Raw genomic sequence first — 20,643 nt, 5'->3', positions numbered from 1 at the left:
GCGCCGGTTCGGGCGACACGGGGGAACGCCCGAACCGGCCGCCTCGGTCTATGAGGCCGTGGCACCGTCCGGCAGCAAGCCGAGCACCGCGCGCAGGGCGTTTGGACGCCGGTCCACCGGGAGATGGTCCACCAGATGGACCCGGCAGCCCAGCGCCGCCGCGCCCCCGTCCGCCCGGCGGTCGTCGCCCACCATCACCGTGTCGGCCGGGTCCAGACCCAGCGCGTCGCACGCGGCCCCGAACAGCCTCGGGTCCGGCTTCTGGACGCCGTGCTCGTAGGAGAGCACATAGGCGTCCACCAGCGGGTCCAGGCCGTGGGCACGGAAGACCGGGCGGAGGTCCCAGCCGATGTTGCTGACCACCGCGACCCGCACCCCGCGCCGGCGCAGCTCGCCCAGCACCTCACGGGCGTCGGGATAGGGCCGCCAGGCGGCGGGCTCCATATGGCGGTCGTAGAGGGCGTCGTACAGCTCGGGGGCGGGCAGCGGCACCTCGCGGGCCAGCCCGGTGTAGGCGGCGCGGTGCAGTGCGGCGCCGCGGTCCCGTACCCGCCACAGCTCCTCCAGCGGCGGTGGCACCGCGAGCGGCGCGGCCCCGCCGGGCAGCGCACCGGCCTCCTCCAGCTCCCGCGCGTACCGCGCGGCCTCCTCGTCCGGGACGACGGTCCCGCTCCGCTCCAGCACGGTACGCAACCAGGATTCGGTGGACTCGACCCGGAACAGCGTCCCGGAGAAGTCGAACAGCGCGCCCTTGACCGTCACGGCCCACGCTCCCTCGGCTCGGCCCGACCCGGTCCGGAGCCGGGACTTCCGGCATGGTATGCCCCGCTCACACCCCTTCCGCCGGGGCGGGACCCGGTTCGGGGCCGGCCGGCCGCGGCAGACGGGTGAGCGCGGCCCGGTACTCGGTGACGATGCGCTCGACGACGGCGGCCGCCGGGAGCACGGTGTCGATGAGTCCCGCCGACTGGCCCGCCTCCACCTTGCCCTCCTGGACCCGGCCGTGCAGGGCGGCGTCCTTGAGGCTGGCGGCCTGGAACTCCTTGCGCCGCACGTCGAGTTCGGCGCCGGACTCCTCCAGGCGGCGCATGCGCGCGGTGAATTCGTTCGCCACGGCGCGGATGACACCGAGGCCGTGTCCGACGGTGCGGGTGCCGTCCACACCGGCGGCGAGGACCGCGGCCTTGTAGTCGGGGTGCACGGTGGCCTCCTCGGTGGCGAGGAACCGGGTGCCGAACTGGGCGGCGCCCGCGCCCAGGGCGAGCATCGCGGCCAGCCCGGAGCCGTCCGCGACCCCGCCGGAGGCGATCACCGGGATGCCGGGGACGGCCGAGACCACGGCGCGGACGAGGACCTGGGTGGTGACCATCGCGGGCGGCGGGTGGCCGCCGGCCTCCGCGCCCACGGCGATCAGCCCGTCGACGCCCGCGTCGGCGGCCTTGCGGGCGTGCTCGACCCCGGCGACCACATGCAGGCAGACGGTGCCGATGTCCTGGAAACGCTCCAGATAGCGGCGCGGTCCGCCCTGCGAGGCGATCAGCACCGGCGGGCGGCGGGCGAGGAGCAGATCCATGACCTCCTCGGCCCCGGCCCGGTACAGCGGCAGGTTGACCGCCCAGGGGCGGTCGGTGCCCGCGGCCATCTCGTCGAGGGTCCGGGCCAGGTCGTCCAGGCGCATGGGGCCCGCGGCGACGACCCCGAGGCCACCGGCCTCGCTCACCGCCAGCGGCAGGGCCGAGCACGAGGAGGCCCAGGACATGCCGGCCTGGATGACGGGGAGGTCGATCCCGAGCAGCCGGGTGACGGAGGTGGGGATACGGGTCACGCCGGCACCTCGTCGTCCCGCCGGGCCAGCAGCGCGCGGGCGTGTTCGGCGAGCCGGTTCTTCTGCACCTTGGAGCTGGCGGTCATGCCGATGCCCTCGAACCCGTCGACGATGCGCAGATGGCGGGGCACCTTGAACCCGGCCATATGGGCGCGCGCCCACGTGATCAGCTCGTCCTCGGTGGTGCCGCCCGGTTCGTTGAGGACGACGAAGGCGAACGGCACCTCGATCAACCGCTCGTCCGGAACACCGACCACGACGGCCTGCCGCACCCGCGGATGGCGGTGCAAGGTGTTCTCCACGTCGGCCGGGGCCACGTTCTCACCGCCGACCCGGATGATGTCCTTGGTGCGGCCCACGAAGTGCAGCCGGCCCGTGGCGTCGAGCGTGCCGACGTCCCCGGTGGACAGCCAGCCGTCGGCGTCGATGGCGGCGGCGGTCGCCTCCGGGGCGTCCAGATAGCCCCGCATGACGTTCCAGCCGCGCACCAGGATCGAGCCCGGCTCACCGGGACCGCAGTCACGGGAGTCGTCCACGGCGCGGATGCGCACCTCCACCCCGGGCTCCACCAGCATCGCACCGGACGCCCTGACCTGGTCGTCCTCCCACCAGCAGGACTGGGCCACATTGGGCGACGCCTCGGACAGACCGTATCCGGCCACGCACTCGGTGGCACCCAGCTCGTCGATCACCCGGCGGATGATGGTGGGCGAGGCCGCGACCCACGCGCCCCGCAGACGGAGGGTGCGGTGCGCGCGGTCGGGGTGGTTGAGCAGCATCAGCGCGATGGTGTCGTTGCCGGAGAAGTGGGTGCAGCGTTCGCTCTCCATCAGCCGCAGCGCCTCGGCCGCCTCGAACCGGGGCATGGTCACCAGCGTCGTGGCGTGCTGGAGGGACGCCAGGACGGACAGGGTGCTGCCGGCCACGTGGAAGAACGGCCGGGCGCTGTGGAAGCGGTCACCGGGGCGCAGGCCCATGCGCGCACCGGAGAAGAACCCGTCGGCGCACATGCTGCGCTGGGTGAGCAGCACACCCTTGGGGCGGGAGGTGGTGCCGGAGGTGTACTGGACCAGCAGGATGTCGTCGGGGGTGCCGGTGGCGGGGACCTCGCCGGTGGCCCCGGCCAGGAACCGCGGCCACGCCGTCGCCCACTCGGGCACGTCCGCCCCGCACACCACGACGCTCTTCAGATCGGGCAGGCTGCGGCAGGTGGCCGCGCCGTCCTCGCCGATGCCGAGCTCCCGCAGCATGGCGAGGAAGTCGACGCGCAGCACGCGGTCGGCGACGAACAGCGTGGAGACCTTGGCGTGGGCGAGGGTGTGGTGCACCTCGTCGGCGGTGTACCGGGTGTTGACGGGGATGGTCACCGCCCCGACCGAGCCCAGGGCGACGAACAGGGCGACCCAGCGCGGCCCGTTGCCGAGGCACAGGCCGACCCGGTCGCCGCGGCCGATGCCGGCGGCGGTCAGGGCGGACCGGATCCGGGCGACCTCGGCGGCGAGTTCACCGTAGGTGATCCGCTCCTCGGCGGTGACCACGGCCTCCAGGTCGGGGGCGAGCAGCGCGGCCCGCTCCAGCGCCTCGTGCGCGGTCAGGGGACATACCGTCCGGAGGTTCATCGCCTCTCCTCATCGGTGCTGGGCGCGTGGCCGGCGCCACGGCGGGTGAACCGGTCGACGCCGTCCCGCCAGCCGTCGTCGGCCAGGCACTGCTCGATCGCCGCCATCTCGATCCGGATACCGCGGTCCAGGTCCGTCTCGCCGCCGAGGTCGACGGCCCGTTTCGTCAGCGAGATCGCCAGGGGCGGGGCCTTGGCGACGGTGGCGGCGATCTCCGCGCCCGTCCGCGCCAACTCCTCCTCCGGCACCACCTGGCTGACGACACCCCAGTGGAGGGCCTCGGTGGCGGACATGGGGCGGCCGGTGAACAGCAGTTCCTTGGCGCGGCGCCGGCCGATGACGCGCTGGAGCCGCTGGGTGGCGCCCACCGTGCCCCAGTGCGGCTCCGGGAAGCGGAACGTGGTGCCCTCGGCGGCGACGGCGAAGTCCGCGGCCAGGGTGATCTCACCGCCGGAGCCCACGACCGCGCCGTGCACGAGCGCGACGACGGGACGGCGGCACCGCTCGATCGCGTCGTAGGCGGCGAACGAGGCCACCCGCCGGCGGCGGACCCAGGCGGCGTCCCGCCCGGCCCGCTCCTTGAGGTCCGCCCCGGCGCAGAACGCGGGGCCCTGCGCGGACAGCAGCACCACACGGACGGAGTCGTCGGCGTCGAGCTCCTCGAAGACCGTCCGCAGCTGCCGGCACATCGGCAGGTCGACGGCGTTGCGGGCGCGCGGCCGGGCCAGCTCGACCCGGGCGATCCCGTCGGCCACCGCACAGCGCACCCGCGGCGGGTCGGCCGGCTCTGCCGTTGCGGCAGGCTCGGTCACATCGGTCACATCGGCCACCTCAGATCACCCCCGCGGCCCGCAGGCCGTCGATCTCGCCGCCGTCCAGTCCGGCGAACTCCGTGAGCACCGCGTCGGTGTCGGCGCCCAGCAGCGGCGGGGCGTCGGTGGGCGGCGGCGCGCCGGTGGTCTCCCGCAGCGGGGTGCGCAGGGCGCGGAAGGCGCCCTCGGTGGGGTGCTCGAACTCCGCGACGACACCCCGCGCCCGCGCGTGCGGGTCGGCCAGGGCCTCGCGGACGCCGCGGACCTCGCCGGCCGGGATGTCGGCGGCGCGCAACTCCTTGAGCAGCGGTTCGCGCTCCCGTCCGGCGATGGCCGTCCGCAGGGCGGTCATCACGCGGTCGCGCTCGGCGACGCGGCCCGCGTTGTGCCGCAGCCCGGGATCGGCGGCGAGGTCGTCGAGGCCGAGGACGGCGCACAGCGGTGCCCAGTGCTGGTCGCTGCCGCTGATGTGCAGCCAGCCGCCGTCGGCCGCCTGGAACGCGGCGGAGGGGACCCGGCCGGGGTGCTGGGTGCCGGTGCGCACCGGGTCCTCGTCCAGGGCGAACAGCCGGGCCGCGTTCAGGGCGTGCAACGAGAGCTGGACGTCCATCATGGAGACGTCGTAGTGGCGGCCGCGGCCGGTGGCGGCGCGCCCGGCCAGTCCGGTGAGCGTGGCGATGACGACCCAGAGCCCGGAGGTCATGTCCGCCACCGGGATCCCGGTCTTGCTCGGCGGGCCGTCCGGTTCCCCGGTCATCGCCATGACGCCGGACAGCGCCTGGAAGACGGTGTCGTAGCCCTTGCGGGTGCGGTCGGGGCCGCTCTGCCCGAAACCGGTGGCGGAGACGTAGACCAGGGCCGGGTTGTCCGCGGCGAGCCGGTCGTATCCCAGCCCCAGCCGGTCCATGGCGCCGGGCAGGAAGTTCTCGACGACGACGTCGGCGCGGGAGGCGAGGCGGCGGGCGAGGTCCTGGCCGCGGGGGTCCTTGAGGTCCAGGGTGATCGAGCGCTTGCCGCGGTTGAACGCGAAGAAGTAGGCGCTCTCGCCGTGCGGCAGCCGGGGTTCGAAGCCGCGGGTCTCGTCGCCGCGGCCGGGCCGTTCGACCTTGATGACGGTGGCGCCCAGCTCGGCGAGGATCTGGGTGGCCATCGGGGCCGCCAGGACCCGTGAGAAGTCGAGGACGGTGATGCCGTCGAGCGGGCCGGGGGCGGGGTGCGCGCTCACCGGCGGAACCCCCGCATCAGGGCGTTGACGTCCTGGCCGGCCCGCATCGCGGCCTCTGTCGGCAGGTCGGCGACCCGGTAGAAGAGGTCCTTGGCGGCGCGGATGGCGCGGGGTTCCACCGCGGCCCACCGCTCGGCGATGCCGTACGCGGTCTCGACCACCGCCTCCGGCTCGACCACGCGGTTGACCAGGCCGTGTGCCGCGGCCTCGGCGGCGGTGAGCAGCCGGCCGGTGCTGACCAGTTCGAAGGCCAGCTTGCGGCCCAGGTGGCGCTGGAGTCCGGTCATGACCAGGGCGGGCACGATCGAGTGCCGCAGCTCGGGATAGCCGAACTTCAGGTCCGTACCGGCCACGGCCATGTCGGCGCCGATGGCGAGCCCGGCGCCGCCGCCCACCGCGGCGCCGCGCACCGCGGAGACGACGGGTGTGCCCATGTGCTGCATCTGCGTCTGGAGGTGTGCGGTGAGTGCGGCCCGCTCCAGGACGGCGTCCGGCTGGTCGGGGGTGAGGGTGGAGAACTCCGACAGGTCGGCGCCCGCGCAGAAGCCGCGGCCGGCGCCGGTGAGGACGACGGCGCGGACGTCGCGGTCGTCCTCGGCCGCGGTGAGGGCGGTGCTCAGGGCCCGGGTGAGCGCGGTGTTCAGCGCGTTGAGCTTGTCGGGACGGTTGAGGGTCAGGACGCGGACGGGGCCGCGGTCCTCGACGAGCAGCACATCGGCGGCCGCTGCGCCCGTGTCGGCCGGCTGCCCGCTGGTCGTGACGGTCACGGAAGGTTCTCCTCGGTCGTGCGGTGGGGGATCGTATGCGGTGCGGCGGGTCAGGCGGCGGCCGCGGAGCGGGCGAAGCCGGCTCGGGCCACCATGCTGTGCAGGGGCCGGTCCAGCGCCTCCTCGCAGGCCCGGGACGCGGCGGCGAGCGCGTCCAGGTCGATGCCGGTGTCGACGCCCATCGCGTCCAGCAGGCTCACCAGGTCCTCGGTGCAGACGTTTCCGGTGAGGCCGGCGCCGTAGCCGATCTTCGACGGATGGCCGCCGACGCCGCCCAGGGCGCTGTCGAAGTGGCGGCAGCCCGCGTCCAGGGCGGCCACCGCGTTGGCGATGGCCGTGCCGCGGGTGTTGTGGAAGTGGGCGATGACCGGCAGCCCGGGGTGCGCCCGCTCCAGCCGCGTGAAGAGGCCGGCCACGGCCGCGGGGGTGGCGACACCCGTGGTGTCCCCCAGCGAGACGGCGTCCGCGCCCAGGTCGACGAAGCGGGCGACGTCCTCGGCGACCCGGCCCGGGTCGACACGGCCCTCGAAGGGGCAGCCGAACGCGACGGACACCACCCCGATCAGCCGGAACCGGCCGCCGGCCAGCGCGACCATCTCGGTGACCCGCTCCCACTGCCGCTCCCGGGTGGTGCGCAGGTTCTTCTGGGTGTGGCTCTCACTGGCCGACACCAGCAGGCTCAGCTCCTCGGCGCCCGTTCCGCGCTCGAGGTCGGCCAGGGCGCGCTCGACGGCCCGCGGGTTGGGACACGTGGCCTTGAACGCCACACCGGGGCGGTGGGTGACACCCGCCAGCACCTCGCTGGCGTCGGCGAAGGCGGGGACCCACCGCGGATGGCTGTAGCCGGTCGCCTCGATACGGCGGAAGCCGGCGGCGGCGAATGCCTCCAGTAGGGCGATCTTGGTTTCGGTCGGCACGAACGTGGGTTCGTGCTGGAGCCCGTCCCGGGCGAAGCATTCGCAGATCGTGACCGCGTCGGTCATCGAGCCACCTCCTCATGGATGACTCCACCACAACTACCCTCGCTTTGTTGATAAAGTCAACACCTAGCCGTCGTCGAGATGATCCCGCTCGCGCCGCTCCAGGGACAGCGCGAGATCGGTGAGCTTCTCCAGCGCGCGCCCCAGCGTCTGCGCTTCCTCGTCGGAGAGCACCGCCGCGAACGCCGCGTCCCGCTCGTTCGCCGCCGCGATCAGGCCCCGGTACACCGTCACCCCCGCCTCGGTCAGGGCCAGTTGGCGGCTGCGCCCCGACCCCTCGGTACGGCTGACCAGACCCCGTTCCACCAGCCCCCGCACCACTCGGCTCACCTGCGCCTTGTCCAGTCCTGCCCGGCGGGCCAGGCGGTTCAGGGTCAGGGTCGGATCGGCCGCGATCAGTGCGATGGTGCGCCACTCGCCGAGGCTCACGTCGAACTCGCGGCGGTACCTCAGCGCCGCACTGCGCGAGAGCGCCGACGATGTGCGCGACAGCCGGTAGGACAGCAGCTCGGAGATCGGTACCAGGTCTCCGCCACCCTCACGTTTCACCATGGGCGGCATGGTATCTCCGCCAAGGGTGTTGACTTTATCAACGAAAGCGTCGGAAACTCGCACCGCCGCCGCCCCGGCGACGCAGCCGCTCATCGCAAAGGAGTCGTACGTCGTGGCCGACCCTTCAACTCTCACCGGATCCCAGGACGCCGACGCCGCCGAGACAGCCTCGGTCGACCGCACCGCGACCTACCGCACCATCGCCTGGCGCGTCATGCCGCTCCTGGTCATCTGCTACGTGGTCAGCTTCATCGACCGCACCAACATCGGAATCGCCCAGCAGGGCCTCGAGCGCGACCTCGGCTTCGGCTCCGCCGTCTACGGCCTGGGCGTGACCCTCTTCTTCGTGGGCTTCATCCTCTTCGAGGTGCCGAGCAGCAGCCTGCTCGCCCGGATCGGCGCCCGCAAGACACTCGTGCGCATCATGGCGTCCTGGGGTGTCGTCACCGTCGCCACCTCACTCGTCCGGGACGAGATCACCTTCTACATCGCCCGGTTCCTCCTCGGCGTCGCCGAGGCCGGCTTCTTCCCCGGGGCGCTCTACTTCCTGTCCCGCTGGTTCCCCTCCGCCCGGCGCACCCGGATGACGGCGGTGTTCTTCGCGGGCGTGCCCATCTCCGGCGTCCTCGGCTCCCTGATGTCCGGCAGCATCATGCACACCTTCGGCGGCGTCGCCGGCCTCGCCGACTGGCAGTGGCTGTTCATCGTCGAGGGCATCCCCCCGCTCCTGCTCGCCGGCGTGGTCCTGCTGTGGCTGGTCGACGAACCCGCACAGGCCCGGTGGCTGACCCCCGCGCAGCGGGCGGCCGTACACGCCGACCTCGCCGCCGACCAGCGGCGCAAGGGCGGCGAGGAGGCCGGCGATGGCCACGGCGGACTGCGTCACGCGCTGCGGGACCCCAAGGTGTGGATCATCGGCCTGTGTGCCTGCGGCGCCTACACCCTCGCCAACGCCGTGTCGTTCTGGACGCCGCGGATCATCGCCGAGGCGGGCGTCGGCGACGTCCTCGACCTCGGCCTCTTCTCCGCCCTGCCGCCGCTGCTCGGCATCGTGGTCATGCTGATCGTGGGCCGCCACTCCGACCGCACCCTCGAACGCCGCTGGCACGCGGCCCTCAGCTGGACCGTCGCCGCCCTCGCCATGGTGGCGCTGTCGATACCGGGCAACAACGTCACCGTCGTCGTGGCGCTGCTGGCGGTCCTCGCCGCGGCCCACTACTCGGGCCTCACCGTCTTCTACTCGATTCCCTCCATCTACCTGGGAGAACGCGCGGCCGCCACCGGAATCGCCTTCGTCACCTCGATGGGCTCGTTCGCCGCGGCCGCCTCCCCGTCCCTGCTCGGCTTCATCAAGGACGCCACCGGCAGCCTCTCCCTCGGCCTGCAGATCAGCGCGGGTATCGCCCTGCTCGCCGTCGCCCTGCTGCTGATCGGGGTCAAGGCGAGCGATCTGCGGGAGCGGCGGTCCCCGTGAGCCGTCCGGAGCCCTCCGGCAGGGCGTCGAGCCACCGTCCGACGTCGTCGTGCAGTCGCGCGGGGTCCAGGGAACGGCCGTCGGCGTTGTCGGCCCGGATCTCCAGCACGGGCAGTCCCGCGGCCCGGAGGGCATGGGTGGTGAACCAACTGCTGCGGCTGTCCGGGCTGATGAGGTGCACCACCCCGGCCACCCGGTGGGCCCGCGCCTCCTTCACGTACCACTCCACCGACCACGGCGGCGTGTACATCTGATCGCGGAAGGCGCAGAACCTGGCGGCCAGGGCGCGCAGCGGATCGCCGCCGTAGCGCGCGTACGCGTCCGCCGCCAGGGCGAGGTACATGGACCAGACGAAGACGGCGCCGTGCGAGGACTCGAAGGACCGGTAGAAGTCCATGTCGAACCAGAGTCCGCGGCCGATCCACATCAGCCGGCGCCGCTCCGGCGCCACCACGGACCGGCCGTCCTCGACCAGCGATCTGACCTCGTGGTAGAGCGACTCGGCCGCCGCGGTGGCCCACCGGGTGCCACGGTGCCACTGGGGGATCATCACGGCGGGGATGATGTCGTTGACCGGGACGGGACACCGCTCGGCCGTGGCGAGCAGGTCGCGGGTGCGGCGGTTCCACTCCGCCTGCTGGTTCGACAGGTCCATGACCTCCGCGAGGCGCTCCGGCCGGAAACGCGCCCCCGTGAGCCGTTCGATACGGGGGATGACCTCGCGCAGCTCCCGCTCGAGCAGATCGATGCGCGCCGACCCGATGGCCGTCTCCCAGTCGTGGCGCATCAGCTCCCACCAGTTGGCGGGTACGGTCTCGGCGGCGGCGCTCTCCAACGGCAGGAACGGCACGCCCAGTTCGCTCTCCCAGAGCTGGAACACCCGCCGCATGGTGTCGCCCGTGCACTCGGCGAGGACCACGGTCGGCAGCGGCAACCCGCCCCACGGGGCGTCGTCCGAGCGCGGTGCCAGCGCCTCGGCCAGCGGCAGGGCGCTGTACTGCTCGACGTCGTCGGGCAGCCCGCGAGCGCGCAGCGCCTCCAGATAGCGGCCCGACATGCGCTTGGCCGAGATGATGGAGGACCACCACTGGTTCACCACATACGGCACGTCCATGGCCCGGAACAGCTCCTGGGGCGCGTCGGCGTTGACCAGCGCCAGGGGGCGTCCGCGGCCGGCGCCGGCCCGCAGGTCCGCGAACCACGCGCGCTGGTGGCGCAGGGCCTTCGAGGCCGCGGCCAGACGTGGACGGCTGCTGTTCATGGGGCCACTCCCGCGCTTCGCTGACCTGTCTGCCGTTCGAGATCCGCGAGGTCGACCGAGCCGTAGGGCTGGTCGCGCAGCAGCGCGGCGGGCACCCCGGCCGCGGCCGCCTGCGCGGGCTGGTCCAGGCGGTGCGCGTCGTCGTGGCGTCGGCAGTAGCACAGGACGTACCCGGCGCCGGTTTCCCGCACCCGGTCGCGGACCAGCTCCGTCGCCCGGCGCGCGGAGCGCGCCGCCGTCGACAGCGCCTGGCGGGTGTAGTGGTCCGCGAGGCCGCTCAGGGTCGGTACGGCGACCGCGGGCTGGTTGCCGCCGTCGCCCCAGTCGTGGCTGTCGCCGACCACGTGCCAGCCGTTGTGCTCCAGCGCCCGGTAGACGTCGGCGACGTCGTGGGTGCTGCCGGAGACGAACAGCGGCCGCCCGGCCGGTGCGGCGGTGCCGCCGGACAGGGCGTCGGCCAGCGTCCGCGCGTACAGCCGCGGTGGCATGGCGGTCTGGGCCGCGTACCAGCGCAGGGCCTCGGCTCCCGGCAGCCGTGCGGCGCGGTGGCGGGCCAGCTGGCGGCGGGCGGCGCGGGCGGCGTTGTGGTCGGCGACGGCCTGCTCCAGTTCGGCCGCGCTGATGGCGCGGCCGCGCCAGGCGGCCAGCTGGTCCGCGAAGCGGCGCAGCCGGCCGAGGTTGTACGCGCGTGTGGCGTCGCCCGGCAGGTGCAGGATGTCGACGAAGTGGACCGGGGGGAACGTCTCCCGCCCGATGCGCCGCAGCTCCCGCAGGGTGTAGAAGAGCTGGACCGAGGCGTCGCAGTCGTGGGAGATCACGACGAGGTCCGGCCGCGGGTCGCGGTCGCCCGGTGCCAGGATGGCCGCGAGGACGCTCACCACCTGCGGGTCCACGGCACCGTCGAGGTAGCGGCGGGCGAGCGCGGTGTCCCGCCCCGGGTCGCCGGCGAGGCGGACCGGGAGGGCCCCGGCGGCGGTGATCAGCTCGACCGGGACATCGGCGCCCACGTAGCCGACCACCGGGCGGCCCTCGGCCGCCGACCGGCGGGCGTGCAGCCCCCGGTCCTCGCTCGCGGCGCCCAGCGCCGCCCGCGCCCGGTGCGCCGCGGTGTCGGTGGCGTTCACACCACACCCGCCCGGCGCAGCTCCGCTATCTCCTCGGGGGTCAGACCGCCGATCGTGTCCAGCAGCTCCGCGGTGTGCTCCCCCAGATGCGGGGCGGGCTGGTCGAGCCGGGCGTCGGCGTGCGAGAAGCGGATCGGCACGCCCGGCCCCATCAGCCCGGTGGAGCCGTGCTCGGGGTGGGACAGTTCCACCACTTCCCCGCGCCGCAGGACCGCGGGGTTGCGCAGGGCGTCCGCCGGTTCGAGCACCTCGGCGGCGGGCACGCCCTCGGCCGTGAGGGCCGCGACGGCGTCCGTCCGGTGCCGGGTCCGCGACCACGCGGTGACCAGGTCGTGCAGGGCGTCCGCGTGGCGCACCCGCTGGTCGCGGGTGGCGAACCGGTCGCTGTCGATGAGCTCCGGCTGCCCCATGGCACGGAACACCCCGCGGGCGAAGGTGTCCGTCGGCCCGCACAGCGCGATGAATCCGTCCTTGGCCGGGAAGATGCCGAACGGCGCCAGCCGGGGCACCGCGTTACCGGTCCGCAGCGGCAGGCCGACCCGGGCGAAGGCGTCGAAGGGTTCGGTGGACAGCAGGGAGGTCAGCGCGCCGAGCATGGAGACGTCCACGTGCTGGCCGACTCCGCCGCGGTCGCGCTGGACCTTGGCCGCCAGGGTGCCGATGACCGCGTACAGCGGCGCGAGCAGATCGCCCACCGGCAGGCCGAACCGGATCGGTTCGGCGCCCGGCTCGCCCGCGGAGTACATGACGCCGCTCATCGCCTGGACGATGGAGTCCATCGCCTTGCCCGATCCGCCGTCGGCGCCGAACCCGCTGATCGAGGTGAAGATGATCGACGGGTTGACGGCCCGTACGTCGGCGTAGCCGATGCCGAGCCGGTCGGCCGTGCCCGCCGCGTAGTTCTCCACGACGATGTCGACGTTGCGGGCCAGCCGCAGAAAGGTCTCCCGCCCGCGCTCGTGCTTGAGGTCCAGGGTGATGCTCTTCTTGTTCCGGCTGCGGCCCATCGTGGACACGGACATGTCCGTCTCGGCGGCGCGGGTGACGCTCAGTCCGGCACGTCCGAAGTAGGGGGAGTTGTTGCGCGAGCTGTCGCCGCCCGTCCTGGGGTTCTCGACCTTGACGACGGTCGCGCCGAGGCCGCCGAGCAGCAGCGTGGCGTAGGGGCCGGCCAGCGCGGTGGTCAGATCCAGCACCACGGTTCCCGCGAGGGGGCGGTTCGGTGCGTCGTCCGGTCGCGGTTCGTCGGTCACGGCTGTCCTTCCGGGGTGATGGTCACCAGGTTGTCGTCCCGCCAGTCGAACCGGGTGCGCAGACCGGCCCGGCGGCTGATGGCGCGCACATAGTCGACGACCTCCTCGCCGCCTTCGGCGCGGGACACCGGGGTGGGGCGGCCCTTGTCGTCGATCCGGCACGGCACGAGCCCCGCCGTGACCTCCTCGCCGTCGACGTCGACGGCGGCGATGACGGTGTTCCGGGACTCGGGGTGGAACGGGTAGTACGGCATGTCCGGGTCGGGGGCGAATCCGTAGAGTTCGACGCGGCGCCGCGCCCATTCCCGGCGCTCGGGGCTGTCGTTGTCCTCGGGGGTGAGGGCACGGGTGACCGTCACGAAGTTCCCCAGCCCGTGGTAGATCGGCCGGCCCCGGTAGATCTCGATCCCGCGCATGATGTGCGCGTGGTGGGCGACGACGGCGTCCGCGCCGGCGTCGATCGCGGCCCGCGCGACCGGCTGTTCGTACATGGCCAGCAGCGCCGGCGTATGGCCGACCCCCTTGTGCAGGGCGACCACCACGACGTCGGCGTCGCGCCGGGCGGCGGCGATGTCGTCGTGCATCAGCCGGAGACTGTCGGGATCGGCGAAGGTGTAGACCTTCGGGGGACCTCCCGGGCTGGCGTGGTCCAGCTCGTAGTGGGTCAGGACGTGGAGGTAGGCGCAGCCCGGTTTGGCGGAGGTGGCCCAGCTCTCCTTCGGGCCGACGCAGTTGTAACTCAGCACGGCCACCGTGCGGTCACCGGCCCGCACCACGGCCGGACGCCGGGCCTCGGCCAGTGACGCGCCGGCCCCGACGGTCTTCAGCCGGTGGTCGCGGGCGTGCCGGATCGTGTCGAGCACACCGTCCGGACCGGCGTCGGCGATGTGGTTGCCGGCCAGCGTCACCACGGAGAACCCGGCCCGGGACAGGGCGCCCAGCGCGGCCGGATCGGCCGGCGGTGCCGGCACGTCCGTGCTGCTGCTGACGGTGGTGGTCGAGTGCGGTACCTCCACATGGCCGATGACGGCGTCGCCGCTGAGCAGGGTGCGGCGGCTCGGCTCGAAGAAGGAGTCCGGTTCGGGCTCGTCGAGGATGATGTCGCCGACGGCGAGGATGGTGGTCATAACAGGAGTCCTTTCTCCTGGACGCGCAGCGAAGTTATACGTCTGCGATGACGACCGTCAATACAACTGACGCCTATCGACCCGCGCCAGAGCGGTCAAAACGCTGGTCAGTGTCGTTCGGTTGACATTGACGTGACCAGGAGACATCGCCATCATCGGCTTCAGATGGCACGACGACCAATAGGGAAAGTGCCGCCTAGTGTTGGGGTGTGAACGTGCAGACGCGATCAGGTGGCCCAGCGGTGTCCGGCGAGCCCACGATGCCGCGTACGCAGGGTGGTCCATCACCTCAGCACCTTCTGGTCACCCTGCTCGGCGACTACTGGCTCCGGCAGGACGGCGACCTCCCCTCGGCCGGTCTCATCGACCTGCTGGCCGAGTTCGGGATCAGCCGGTCGAGCGCCCGCGCCGCGCTGAACCGGCTGCGCCGCCGCCGGCTCGTCGACACCCGCAAGGCGGGCCGCCGCACGTACTACCGGCTGGTCGGATCGGTGGCGGAGCGGGTGGCGGACGGGGCCCGGCGCATCGCGGCGTTCGGTACGCCCGTGGAATGGGACGGCACGTGGACCGTGGTCGCCTTCTCCGTTCCGGAGAGCCGGCGGGAGAGCCGGCATCTGCTGAGGTCCCGGCTGCGGTGGTGCGGATTCGCCCCGCTGTACGACGCGGTGTGGGTCTCCGCGTCGGCCAGGCCCGAGGACACGGTGGCCCTGCTCGCGGACCTGGACATCGCCTCGGCCACGGTCTTCACCGGCACCAGCGAGCCGGAGCTCGACCGGTCCCCGCTGGCCGCCTGGGACCTGCGGGGCCTCGCGGCCGTGTACACGTCCTTCGTCGAGGAGACGGAAGCCCTGCTGGAGGCCGTGCGCGCGGGCCGGGTGAGCCCGCGTCAGGCGCTGGTGGCGAGAACCCGCCTGATGGACACCTACCGGCGGTTTCCCGGGATGGACCCGGGACTCCCCAGCCACCGGATGCCGCCGGGCTGGCCCCGCGACCGGGCGTGCGCGTTGTTCGCGCGGGCGTACAACGCGCTGGGGCCGCTCGCCGAGGCCCGGGTCAAGCAGCTCATGGGGGTCCATGACGGAGCGGCGGCGGACCGGGCCCGGTTCCAGTCCGTCCAGGAGATGCTCGACGGCTCGGACTGACGCGCCGTGCCCCCACCCGCGGACGACGCTCCCACCCGCGGACGACGGCATCGCGCGGACGACGGCACCCCGCGGGCCGCGGGCTCACCGCGGACGGCGGATCACCACACGCGACGGCACCCCGCGGGCGGCGGGCTCACCGCGGCCGCGGGCTCACCGCTTCGCGTGGGCGGCCTCGGCCAGCCTGCGCGCCTGCGTCGCCTGCTCGAACGGGGTGTCGCCGTGCGCCCTGCGGTCGCCCAGCGAGGCGTACAGCGCGGCGATCGCGGCGGAGTCGTGGTGCGACACCAGCTCGGCCAGCTCGGGTGCGACGGTGGCGAGGATCTGCCGGAACCGGACCTCGGCGAGTGGCCCCAGCCGGTCGTAGATCTGGACGAAGACCCGCTGCGCCCGGGGGCGGTCCCAGGCGGACGGCAGCAGTTCGGCCGGGAGGTCCGGGTCGGTCTCCGGGAAGCTCCGCCAGGCGACGCGCAGTTCGGTGCGGGTGCGCAGCGCCTCCGCCGGGCTGATGAGGCCCGCGTCGAGGCTGTCGAGCAGCGGCTCGTACCGCTCGGCGAAGTCGCGGTAGCCGTCCGCCAGCGGTGTCAGGTCGAACGCCGACGCGGGGTCGCCCCCCTTCGGCCCGCCGGGCACCGCGGTGCACCGCAGCACGGTCGCGCTGTCGATGCCGAGTTCCCCCAGCAGGCGCCGTGCCTCCGTGCCGAGGTCGTGCGGGGAGACCCATACGCCGTCGTACAGCGCGGCGAACCGCAGCACCCGCAGGCGCGACCGGAGGGTGGTGCGCAGACTGCGGTCCTGTTCGGGGACAGAAAACGCGACGACCGTCCACTGTCCGTCCCACTCCGGTGCGGAGGCGCCGAACGTCAGCATCCGGTGCGTGCGTTCGACGATCACCTCGGAGGTCCGCGCCGGGATTCCGTACGCCGTGGTCCGTCCGCTGCGCGAGGTGTCCAGCAGCCCGCGGGCGACGAGCCGGCGCATCGCCGCCCTGGCGCCGTCGGAGCTCACATCGAACTCGGCGAGCAGCTTGACCAGCGCCATGGCGGGGATATGTTCGTCGCGCCAGTACCAGAAGTCGCCCAGCAGCGAGGTCAGCAGGAGTTGCGGCTCCGCCCCGTTCTGGGCCCGGGGCAGTTCGGCCCGCGGTCGGTCCTTCGCCATGGCACCTCATGTTCCGTCGGTCGGCGTCGCGCTCCGAGCAGCGTACGGAAGTATCGCACGAGCCTTGCTATAGGCGACACCTCATGCGACGCTCGGCACTGATTGCGACAACTATGCAGGCACTGAACCCAATGCAAGGGGTAACACCGCCATGCGTAATTCCCACCGCCGACCACGGCGGAACCTCTACGGCACGCTCGCCACCACCCTCCTCCTCGCACCGGCCCTCACCGGTTGCGGTGCGTCGGACCAGACGAGCGGCGCCTCGCCGTCCCTCGCCGCGGCACCCGCACTGCACAACGCCCTGCCGAAGTCCGTCAAGGACTCCGGTGTGCTCGCGTTCGCGGGTGACTCCCATCCGCCCTACCGCTCGGTCCAGGCCGACGGCTCCGTCACCGGTATCGACAGGGACCTCCAGGTCGCGCTCGGCCAGGTGCTCGGGGTACGCACCGAGGTCAAGATCGTCAGCAACCTTCCGGCGGCCCTCCAGGGCATGCTCAGCGGGCGCTACAACGCCTTCAACGGACCCGTGGAGGCCACCGCCGAGCGTGAGCGCCAGTTCGACACCATCACCTGGATGACCAGCCGCACGTCCTACGTCGTGCCGAAGGACTCGGACGCACACGTCTCCTCGGCCGCGGATCTGTGCGGCAAGCGGGTCGCCGTGGTCAAGGCGAGCGTCGTGGAGGGCCAGCTGGCCAAGCTGTCCCGCTACTGCACCGGCCACGGCAAGCGTGCCGCGCGGTCGATCGGGCTCGACGACACCAACGCCACGCTGCTGGCCGCGCGGTCCGGCCGCGCCGACGCCGCCGGGATGACCCAGGCCGCGGCCCTCGATGTGACCAAGGCCCAGCCGGACACGTACGGCTACGTCTCACAGACCGAGGAGCAGGGCGCCACGGCCGACCATCTCGCCCTGCTCGTGCCCAAGGACAGCGGACTCGGCCCGGTGCTCCAGAAGGCGTTCCAGCGCCTCTTCGACCGCGGCGAGTACCGGCGCATCATGAAGCGCTGGGGCCTGACGGACGTGATGGTCGACCAGCCCGTCCTCAACATCGCCGGCGAAGAGAGCTGAACCGTGGCCGGAGCAACTTCTAAGACAACCAGCCCCCTCGAGGTGGCGGCCGACGACGTCGCTCGGGCGGCCAGGCGGGTGCGGCCGTGGCGGTGGGTGGCCGGCCTCGCGCTGGCCCTCGTCGCCCTGCTGCTCGTCCGGTTCCTGGTGACCAACCCGCGTTTCGAGTGGGACGTGGTCGCGGAGTACCTCTTCGACCCCTCGGTGCTCTCCGGCCTGGGCACCACGGTGTGGCTCGCCGTCGCCGCCACCGCCATCGGCGCGGTGGTCGGAGCGCTGCTCGCGGCGGCGCAGATGTCCGACTTCGCTCCGGCCCGTTGGGCCGCCACGCTCTACATCGGCGTCTTCCGCGGCATCCCGCCGCTGGTGCAGCTCATCTTCTGGTTCAACCTGGCCTATCTGCTGCCCCGGATCTCGATCGGCGTCCCGTTCGGTCCTACCTTCGCCTCGTGGGACGCCAACCAGCTGATCACGCCGGTGACGGCCGCCGTGATCGGTCTGTCGCTCGTGGAGTCGGCGTACATGGCCGAGATCATCCGGGGCGGCCTGCTGGGAGTGGACCCCGGGCAGCGGGACGCCGCCCGCGCGATGGGATTCACACCGGGGCAGACGTTCTTCCGGGTGGTGCTGCCCCAGGCGATGCGCGTGATCATCCCGCCGGGCGGCTCCCAGTTCATCAGCGTGCTCAAGGGCACCGCGCTGGTGTCGGTGATCGCCATGGCCGACCTGCTGCATTCGGTCCAGGTCATCTACAACCGCACCTACCAGATCGTTCCCCTGCTCATCGTGGCCTGCCTGTGGTACATGGCCGTGGTCACCCTCTTCACGGTCGGACAGCGCTCGCTCGAACGCCACTTCTCCCGCGGCCACACCACCGGTGGCCGGAGCCGCCGCTCGACGCCCACCTCTGACGGAGCATCCGCATGACCGGTGAACCAGCCCTGCGTGTGCGGGGAATACGCAAAAACTTCGCCGACCACACCGCCCTCGACGGCGTGGACCTCGACGTCGCCGAGGGAGAGGTCGTCGTGGTGATCGGCCCCTCGGGGTCCGGGAAGTCGACGCTGATCCGCTGCGTGCACCAACTGGAGACCATCGACGCCGGGGCGATCTACCTGGACGACGAGCTGCTGGGGTACGAACGGCGCCGCGGCACCCTGCGGCCGATGAGCGCACGCCGGGTGGCCGCCCAGCGCGGCCGGATGAGCATGGTGTTCCAGCAGTTCCAGCTCATCCCGCACTTCACGGTGTTGCGCAACATCACCGAGGCCCCGGTCCGGGTACACGGCCGGGCGAAGGCCGAGGCCGAGGCCGAGGCGCGGGAACTGCTCCGCCGCGTCGGCCTCGCCGACCGCGCACACCACTACCCGCGCCAGCTCTCCGGCGGTCAGCAGCAGCGGGTCGCGATCGCGCGGGCCGTCGCGGCCCGGCCCCGCGTCATGCTCTTCGACGAGCCCACCAGCGCCCTGGACCCCGAACTGGTCGACGAGGTGCTCGGCGTGATGCGGGGACTGGCCGCCGAGGGCATGACCATGGTCGTGGTGACCCATGAGATCGCCTTCGCCCGCGAGGTCGCCGACCGGTGCGTCTTCATGGAGGCCGGACGCATCGTGGAGAGCGGGCCGCCCGACGCCATGCTGACCAGCCCGCGCACGGCACGCCTGCGCGCGTTCCTCGCCCGCCACCGCGACAGCCTCGCGTCCGCGTCCGGGTCGCAGCGGGTCTCGTGATCGCCTGAGGCCGCGCCGGCGTCCACCCGGCGCGGCCTCTTCGGGGGAGAGAGACGGTCAGCCGGTGTAGGGGCGGTTGAACACCGGCGGCCGGTAGTGGACGTAACGGCCAGGCCCGTCCCCGGCGGCCTCCGCCCGGCGGTTCAGGCTCTCGGGCGTGGCCACGTCGGACCACCTCCCGGTGGCCAGCCGGTGCGTCATGGCGGTGATGGCGGCCAGTTGCTCCCCGGTGGTGAAGGCGCAGTGCCCCACCGTCTCGAGGTAGCTCTGCCGCAGCAGGGACGCCTTCCCCGCCGCCCTGGCCGCCGACTCGTAGGACTGCTGCTGGGCGACGGTGGCGATCTGGTCCCCGATCGGGTTGACGGTGAGGACGGGGACGCGCAGGTCGCCGTCGAACACGATGCCCTTCTCCAGGTAGCGCACCGCCGCGGGTTCGGCCGAGATCCGCGGCGCGCGGGCCAGCGTCCGCAGGTCGTCGCGGAGGTCCAGCCCGGCGCGGGCGTAGAGCTCCCGGACGGTCCGCCGCTGGGCCGCGTCGGCCTTCGCCAACTGCCGCGCGTAGTCCACGCCGGTGTTCCAGGACGGGTTGCCGCCGGCGAGCGTCTCGATGGCCCGGCGGCTGCTCATCGCCTGGCCGATGTACGGAGAGAAACCGCCCGCGAGGGCGCGGTACATCCCTTCCTGGACCTCGTCGGCGTCGCCCGGATCGGGCCTCGGCGTCGGCTCGCCGTCCGCGGTGAGGCCCCACCCCGGAAGCTGGCCGATCGCCGCCGCCAGCGCGATACGGGCCTTGCCTTCCGGCGTCCGCTGCGCCGCCGCCAGGGCCGAGGTCCACGCCCGCGTCGCCTGGTCGGTGTCGGCGGGGACGCCGGTGACCGGGAGCCCGGTGTCCGGGAAGAGGAGCGATTTGAGCGTGAAGACGGTGTCGAGCTTCTGGTTCCACTGTCCGACGGCTCCGCCGAGGCCGCCGCAGAACGGGACGGCGGCGTCGAAGGTCTCCGGGTGCACCTGGGCGGCGCCCGCGGAGACGAAGCCGCCCATGGAGCGCCCCGCGGTGATGGCCCAGCGGGGATGGCCGACGGCGTCCTCGAACCGCTCGACGGCCGCGGCCTGGTTGTCGATGGCGGCGGCGATGTTCCAGCCCGTGATGTCGCGGGTGGTGCCGCCGACGGCGTAGCCGCGGGCGGTCAGCCGCTCGGTCAGCGGATGGTCCGGCGCGCGGTCCACGAAGTCGAGCTCGGTGACGACGATGCCGTTCCAGCGGTCCGGAACGACGAATCGGTACGGGGTGCCGTCGGCCAGTTCACCGGCGGTGCAGAACACCCCGGTGGGGGAGTTCTCGGGGCACGCCCGGGTGCCGGTGGCGGCCCCGGCGGCCGGGGTGGCGAGCGCCGCGACGCCGACCGCCGCCAGACAGACGGCGATGGCACGGCGAAGCCGTTTCGCTGACATGTTCGTTCCTTCTCTCTGTTGCCGGCTCTCTGTTGCCGGATGCCTGCCGGATGCCTGCGATACG

Annotated in this window: 19 protein-coding genes; 5 read left to right on the top strand and 14 right to left on the bottom strand. The window is 73.1% G+C overall.

Annotated elements, in window-relative coordinates; genetic code table 11:
* Window positions 1-48: 48 nt before the first annotated feature.
* From PS467_RS07375 to PS467_RS07340, 8 genes are all read right to left on the bottom strand, one after another.
* On the bottom strand, window positions 49-762 hold the full coding sequence (locus tag PS467_RS07375; RefSeq protein WP_311034540.1) for an HAD family hydrolase: 714 nt from the start codon (window positions 760-762) through the stop codon (window positions 49-51).
* 67 nt (window positions 763-829) lie between these two features.
* Window positions 830-1,825 (bottom strand): NAD(P)H-dependent flavin oxidoreductase, encoded by a 996-nt coding sequence (locus PS467_RS07370; protein WP_311034539.1) that lies wholly within the window; start codon window positions 1,823-1,825, stop codon window positions 830-832.
* The gene (locus tag PS467_RS07365; RefSeq protein ID WP_311034538.1) at window positions 1,822-3,444 is read right to left on the bottom strand and encodes an AMP-binding protein; all 1,623 of its coding nucleotides are present in this window, start codon (window positions 3,442-3,444) and stop codon (window positions 1,822-1,824) included. The genes PS467_RS07370 and PS467_RS07365 overlap by 4 nt, the downstream gene beginning before the upstream one ends.
* Window positions 3,441-4,265 (bottom strand): enoyl-CoA hydratase/isomerase family protein, encoded by an 825-nt coding sequence (locus PS467_RS07360; RefSeq protein ID WP_311034537.1) that lies wholly within the window; start codon window positions 4,263-4,265, stop codon window positions 3,441-3,443. The genes PS467_RS07365 and PS467_RS07360 overlap by 4 nt, the downstream gene beginning before the upstream one ends.
* Before the next feature lie 10 nt (window positions 4,266-4,275).
* A complete protein-coding gene (locus PS467_RS07355) occupies window positions 4,276-5,481 on the bottom strand; it encodes a CaiB/BaiF CoA transferase family protein (protein WP_311034536.1) in 1,206 nt (401 codons plus the stop codon).
* Window positions 5,478-6,248 (bottom strand): enoyl-CoA hydratase/isomerase family protein, encoded by a 771-nt coding sequence (locus tag PS467_RS07350; RefSeq protein WP_311034535.1) that lies wholly within the window; start codon window positions 6,246-6,248, stop codon window positions 5,478-5,480. Before PS467_RS07350 ends, PS467_RS07355 begins: the two co-directional genes overlap by 4 nt.
* A 50-nt stretch (window positions 6,249-6,298) precedes the next feature.
* Window positions 6,299-7,231 (bottom strand): hydroxymethylglutaryl-CoA lyase, encoded by a 933-nt coding sequence (locus tag PS467_RS07345; RefSeq protein WP_311034534.1) that lies wholly within the window; start codon window positions 7,229-7,231, stop codon window positions 6,299-6,301.
* A 63-nt stretch (window positions 7,232-7,294) separates the two neighbouring features.
* Window positions 7,295-7,780 (bottom strand): MarR family winged helix-turn-helix transcriptional regulator, encoded by a 486-nt coding sequence (locus PS467_RS07340; protein ID WP_311034533.1) that lies wholly within the window; start codon window positions 7,778-7,780, stop codon window positions 7,295-7,297.
* Window positions 7,781-7,892: 112 nt separating this feature from the next.
* Between PS467_RS07340 and PS467_RS07335 the strand changes: the two genes are divergently transcribed.
* Complete coding sequence (locus tag PS467_RS07335; RefSeq protein WP_268970730.1) at window positions 7,893-9,254, top strand: MFS transporter; 1,362 nt, start codon at window positions 7,893-7,895, stop codon at window positions 9,252-9,254.
* On the opposite strand, the gene PS467_RS07330 is transcribed toward PS467_RS07335, so the two are convergent.
* Genes PS467_RS07330 through PS467_RS07315 form a run of 4 tightly spaced genes read right to left on the bottom strand, consistent with a single transcriptional unit; the run spans window position 9,217 to window position 14,019 of the window.
* Entirely contained in the window at window positions 9,217-10,515 is a 1,299-nt protein-coding gene (locus tag PS467_RS07330; RefSeq protein WP_311034532.1) for a 2-hydroxyacyl-CoA dehydratase, read from the bottom strand. The genes PS467_RS07335 and PS467_RS07330 overlap by 38 nt on opposite strands.
* On the bottom strand, window positions 10,512-11,639 hold the full coding sequence (locus PS467_RS07325) for a 2-hydroxyacyl-CoA dehydratase (protein ID WP_311034531.1): 1,128 nt from the start codon (window positions 11,637-11,639) through the stop codon (window positions 10,512-10,514). Before PS467_RS07325 ends, PS467_RS07330 begins: the two co-directional genes overlap by 4 nt.
* Window positions 11,636-12,838: a CaiB/BaiF CoA transferase family protein gene (locus PS467_RS07320; RefSeq protein ID WP_432280722.1), complete on the bottom strand. Its 1,203-nt coding sequence runs from the start codon at window positions 12,836-12,838 to the stop codon at window positions 11,636-11,638. The genes PS467_RS07325 and PS467_RS07320 overlap by 4 nt, the downstream gene beginning before the upstream one ends.
* A gap of 50 nt (window positions 12,839-12,888) precedes the next feature.
* Window positions 12,889-14,019 (bottom strand): CapA family protein, encoded by a 1,131-nt coding sequence (locus PS467_RS07315; RefSeq protein WP_311034529.1) that lies wholly within the window; start codon window positions 14,017-14,019, stop codon window positions 12,889-12,891.
* Window positions 14,020-14,261: 242 nt separating this feature from the next.
* Between PS467_RS07315 and PS467_RS07310 the strand changes: the two genes are divergently transcribed.
* On the top strand, window positions 14,262-15,161 hold the full coding sequence (locus PS467_RS07310; RefSeq protein WP_311034528.1) for a PaaX family transcriptional regulator: 900 nt from the start codon (window positions 14,262-14,264) through the stop codon (window positions 15,159-15,161).
* A gap of 153 nt (window positions 15,162-15,314) precedes the next feature.
* On the opposite strand, the gene PS467_RS07305 is transcribed toward PS467_RS07310, so the two are convergent.
* A complete protein-coding gene (locus PS467_RS07305) occupies window positions 15,315-16,322 on the bottom strand; it encodes a PaaX family transcriptional regulator (protein WP_311034527.1) in 1,008 nt (335 codons plus the stop codon).
* Between the two features lie 151 nt (window positions 16,323-16,473).
* Here PS467_RS07305 and PS467_RS07300 point away from each other — a divergent pair, with 151 nt between their 5' ends.
* From PS467_RS07300 to PS467_RS07290, 3 genes are read left to right on the top strand one after another with little or no spacing between them, the layout of a single operon-like run.
* Complete coding sequence (locus PS467_RS07300) at window positions 16,474-17,397, top strand: transporter substrate-binding domain-containing protein (protein ID WP_311034526.1); 924 nt, start codon at window positions 16,474-16,476, stop codon at window positions 17,395-17,397.
* A gap of 42 nt (window positions 17,398-17,439) precedes the next feature.
* Window positions 17,440-18,324, top strand: coding sequence for an amino acid ABC transporter permease (locus PS467_RS07295; RefSeq protein ID WP_311034525.1), 885 nt, complete (start codon window positions 17,440-17,442; stop codon window positions 18,322-18,324).
* Window positions 18,321-19,127: an amino acid ABC transporter ATP-binding protein gene (locus PS467_RS07290; RefSeq protein ID WP_311034524.1), complete on the top strand. Its 807-nt coding sequence runs from the start codon at window positions 18,321-18,323 to the stop codon at window positions 19,125-19,127. Before PS467_RS07295 ends, PS467_RS07290 begins: the two co-directional genes overlap by 4 nt.
* 57 nt (window positions 19,128-19,184) lie before the next feature.
* Here the strand turns inward: PS467_RS07290 and PS467_RS07285 are convergent, their stop codons facing one another.
* Entirely contained in the window at window positions 19,185-20,579 is a 1,395-nt protein-coding gene (locus PS467_RS07285) for an alpha/beta hydrolase family protein (protein ID WP_311034523.1), read from the bottom strand.
* Window positions 20,580-20,643: the final 64 nt, after the last annotated feature.

It is taken from the genome of Streptomyces luomodiensis (assembly GCF_031679605.1).
Classification (GTDB): Bacteria; Actinomycetota; Actinomycetes; order Streptomycetales; family Streptomycetaceae; genus Streptomyces; species Streptomyces luomodiensis.
This window is presented reverse-complemented; position numbering and strand designations above follow the sequence as displayed.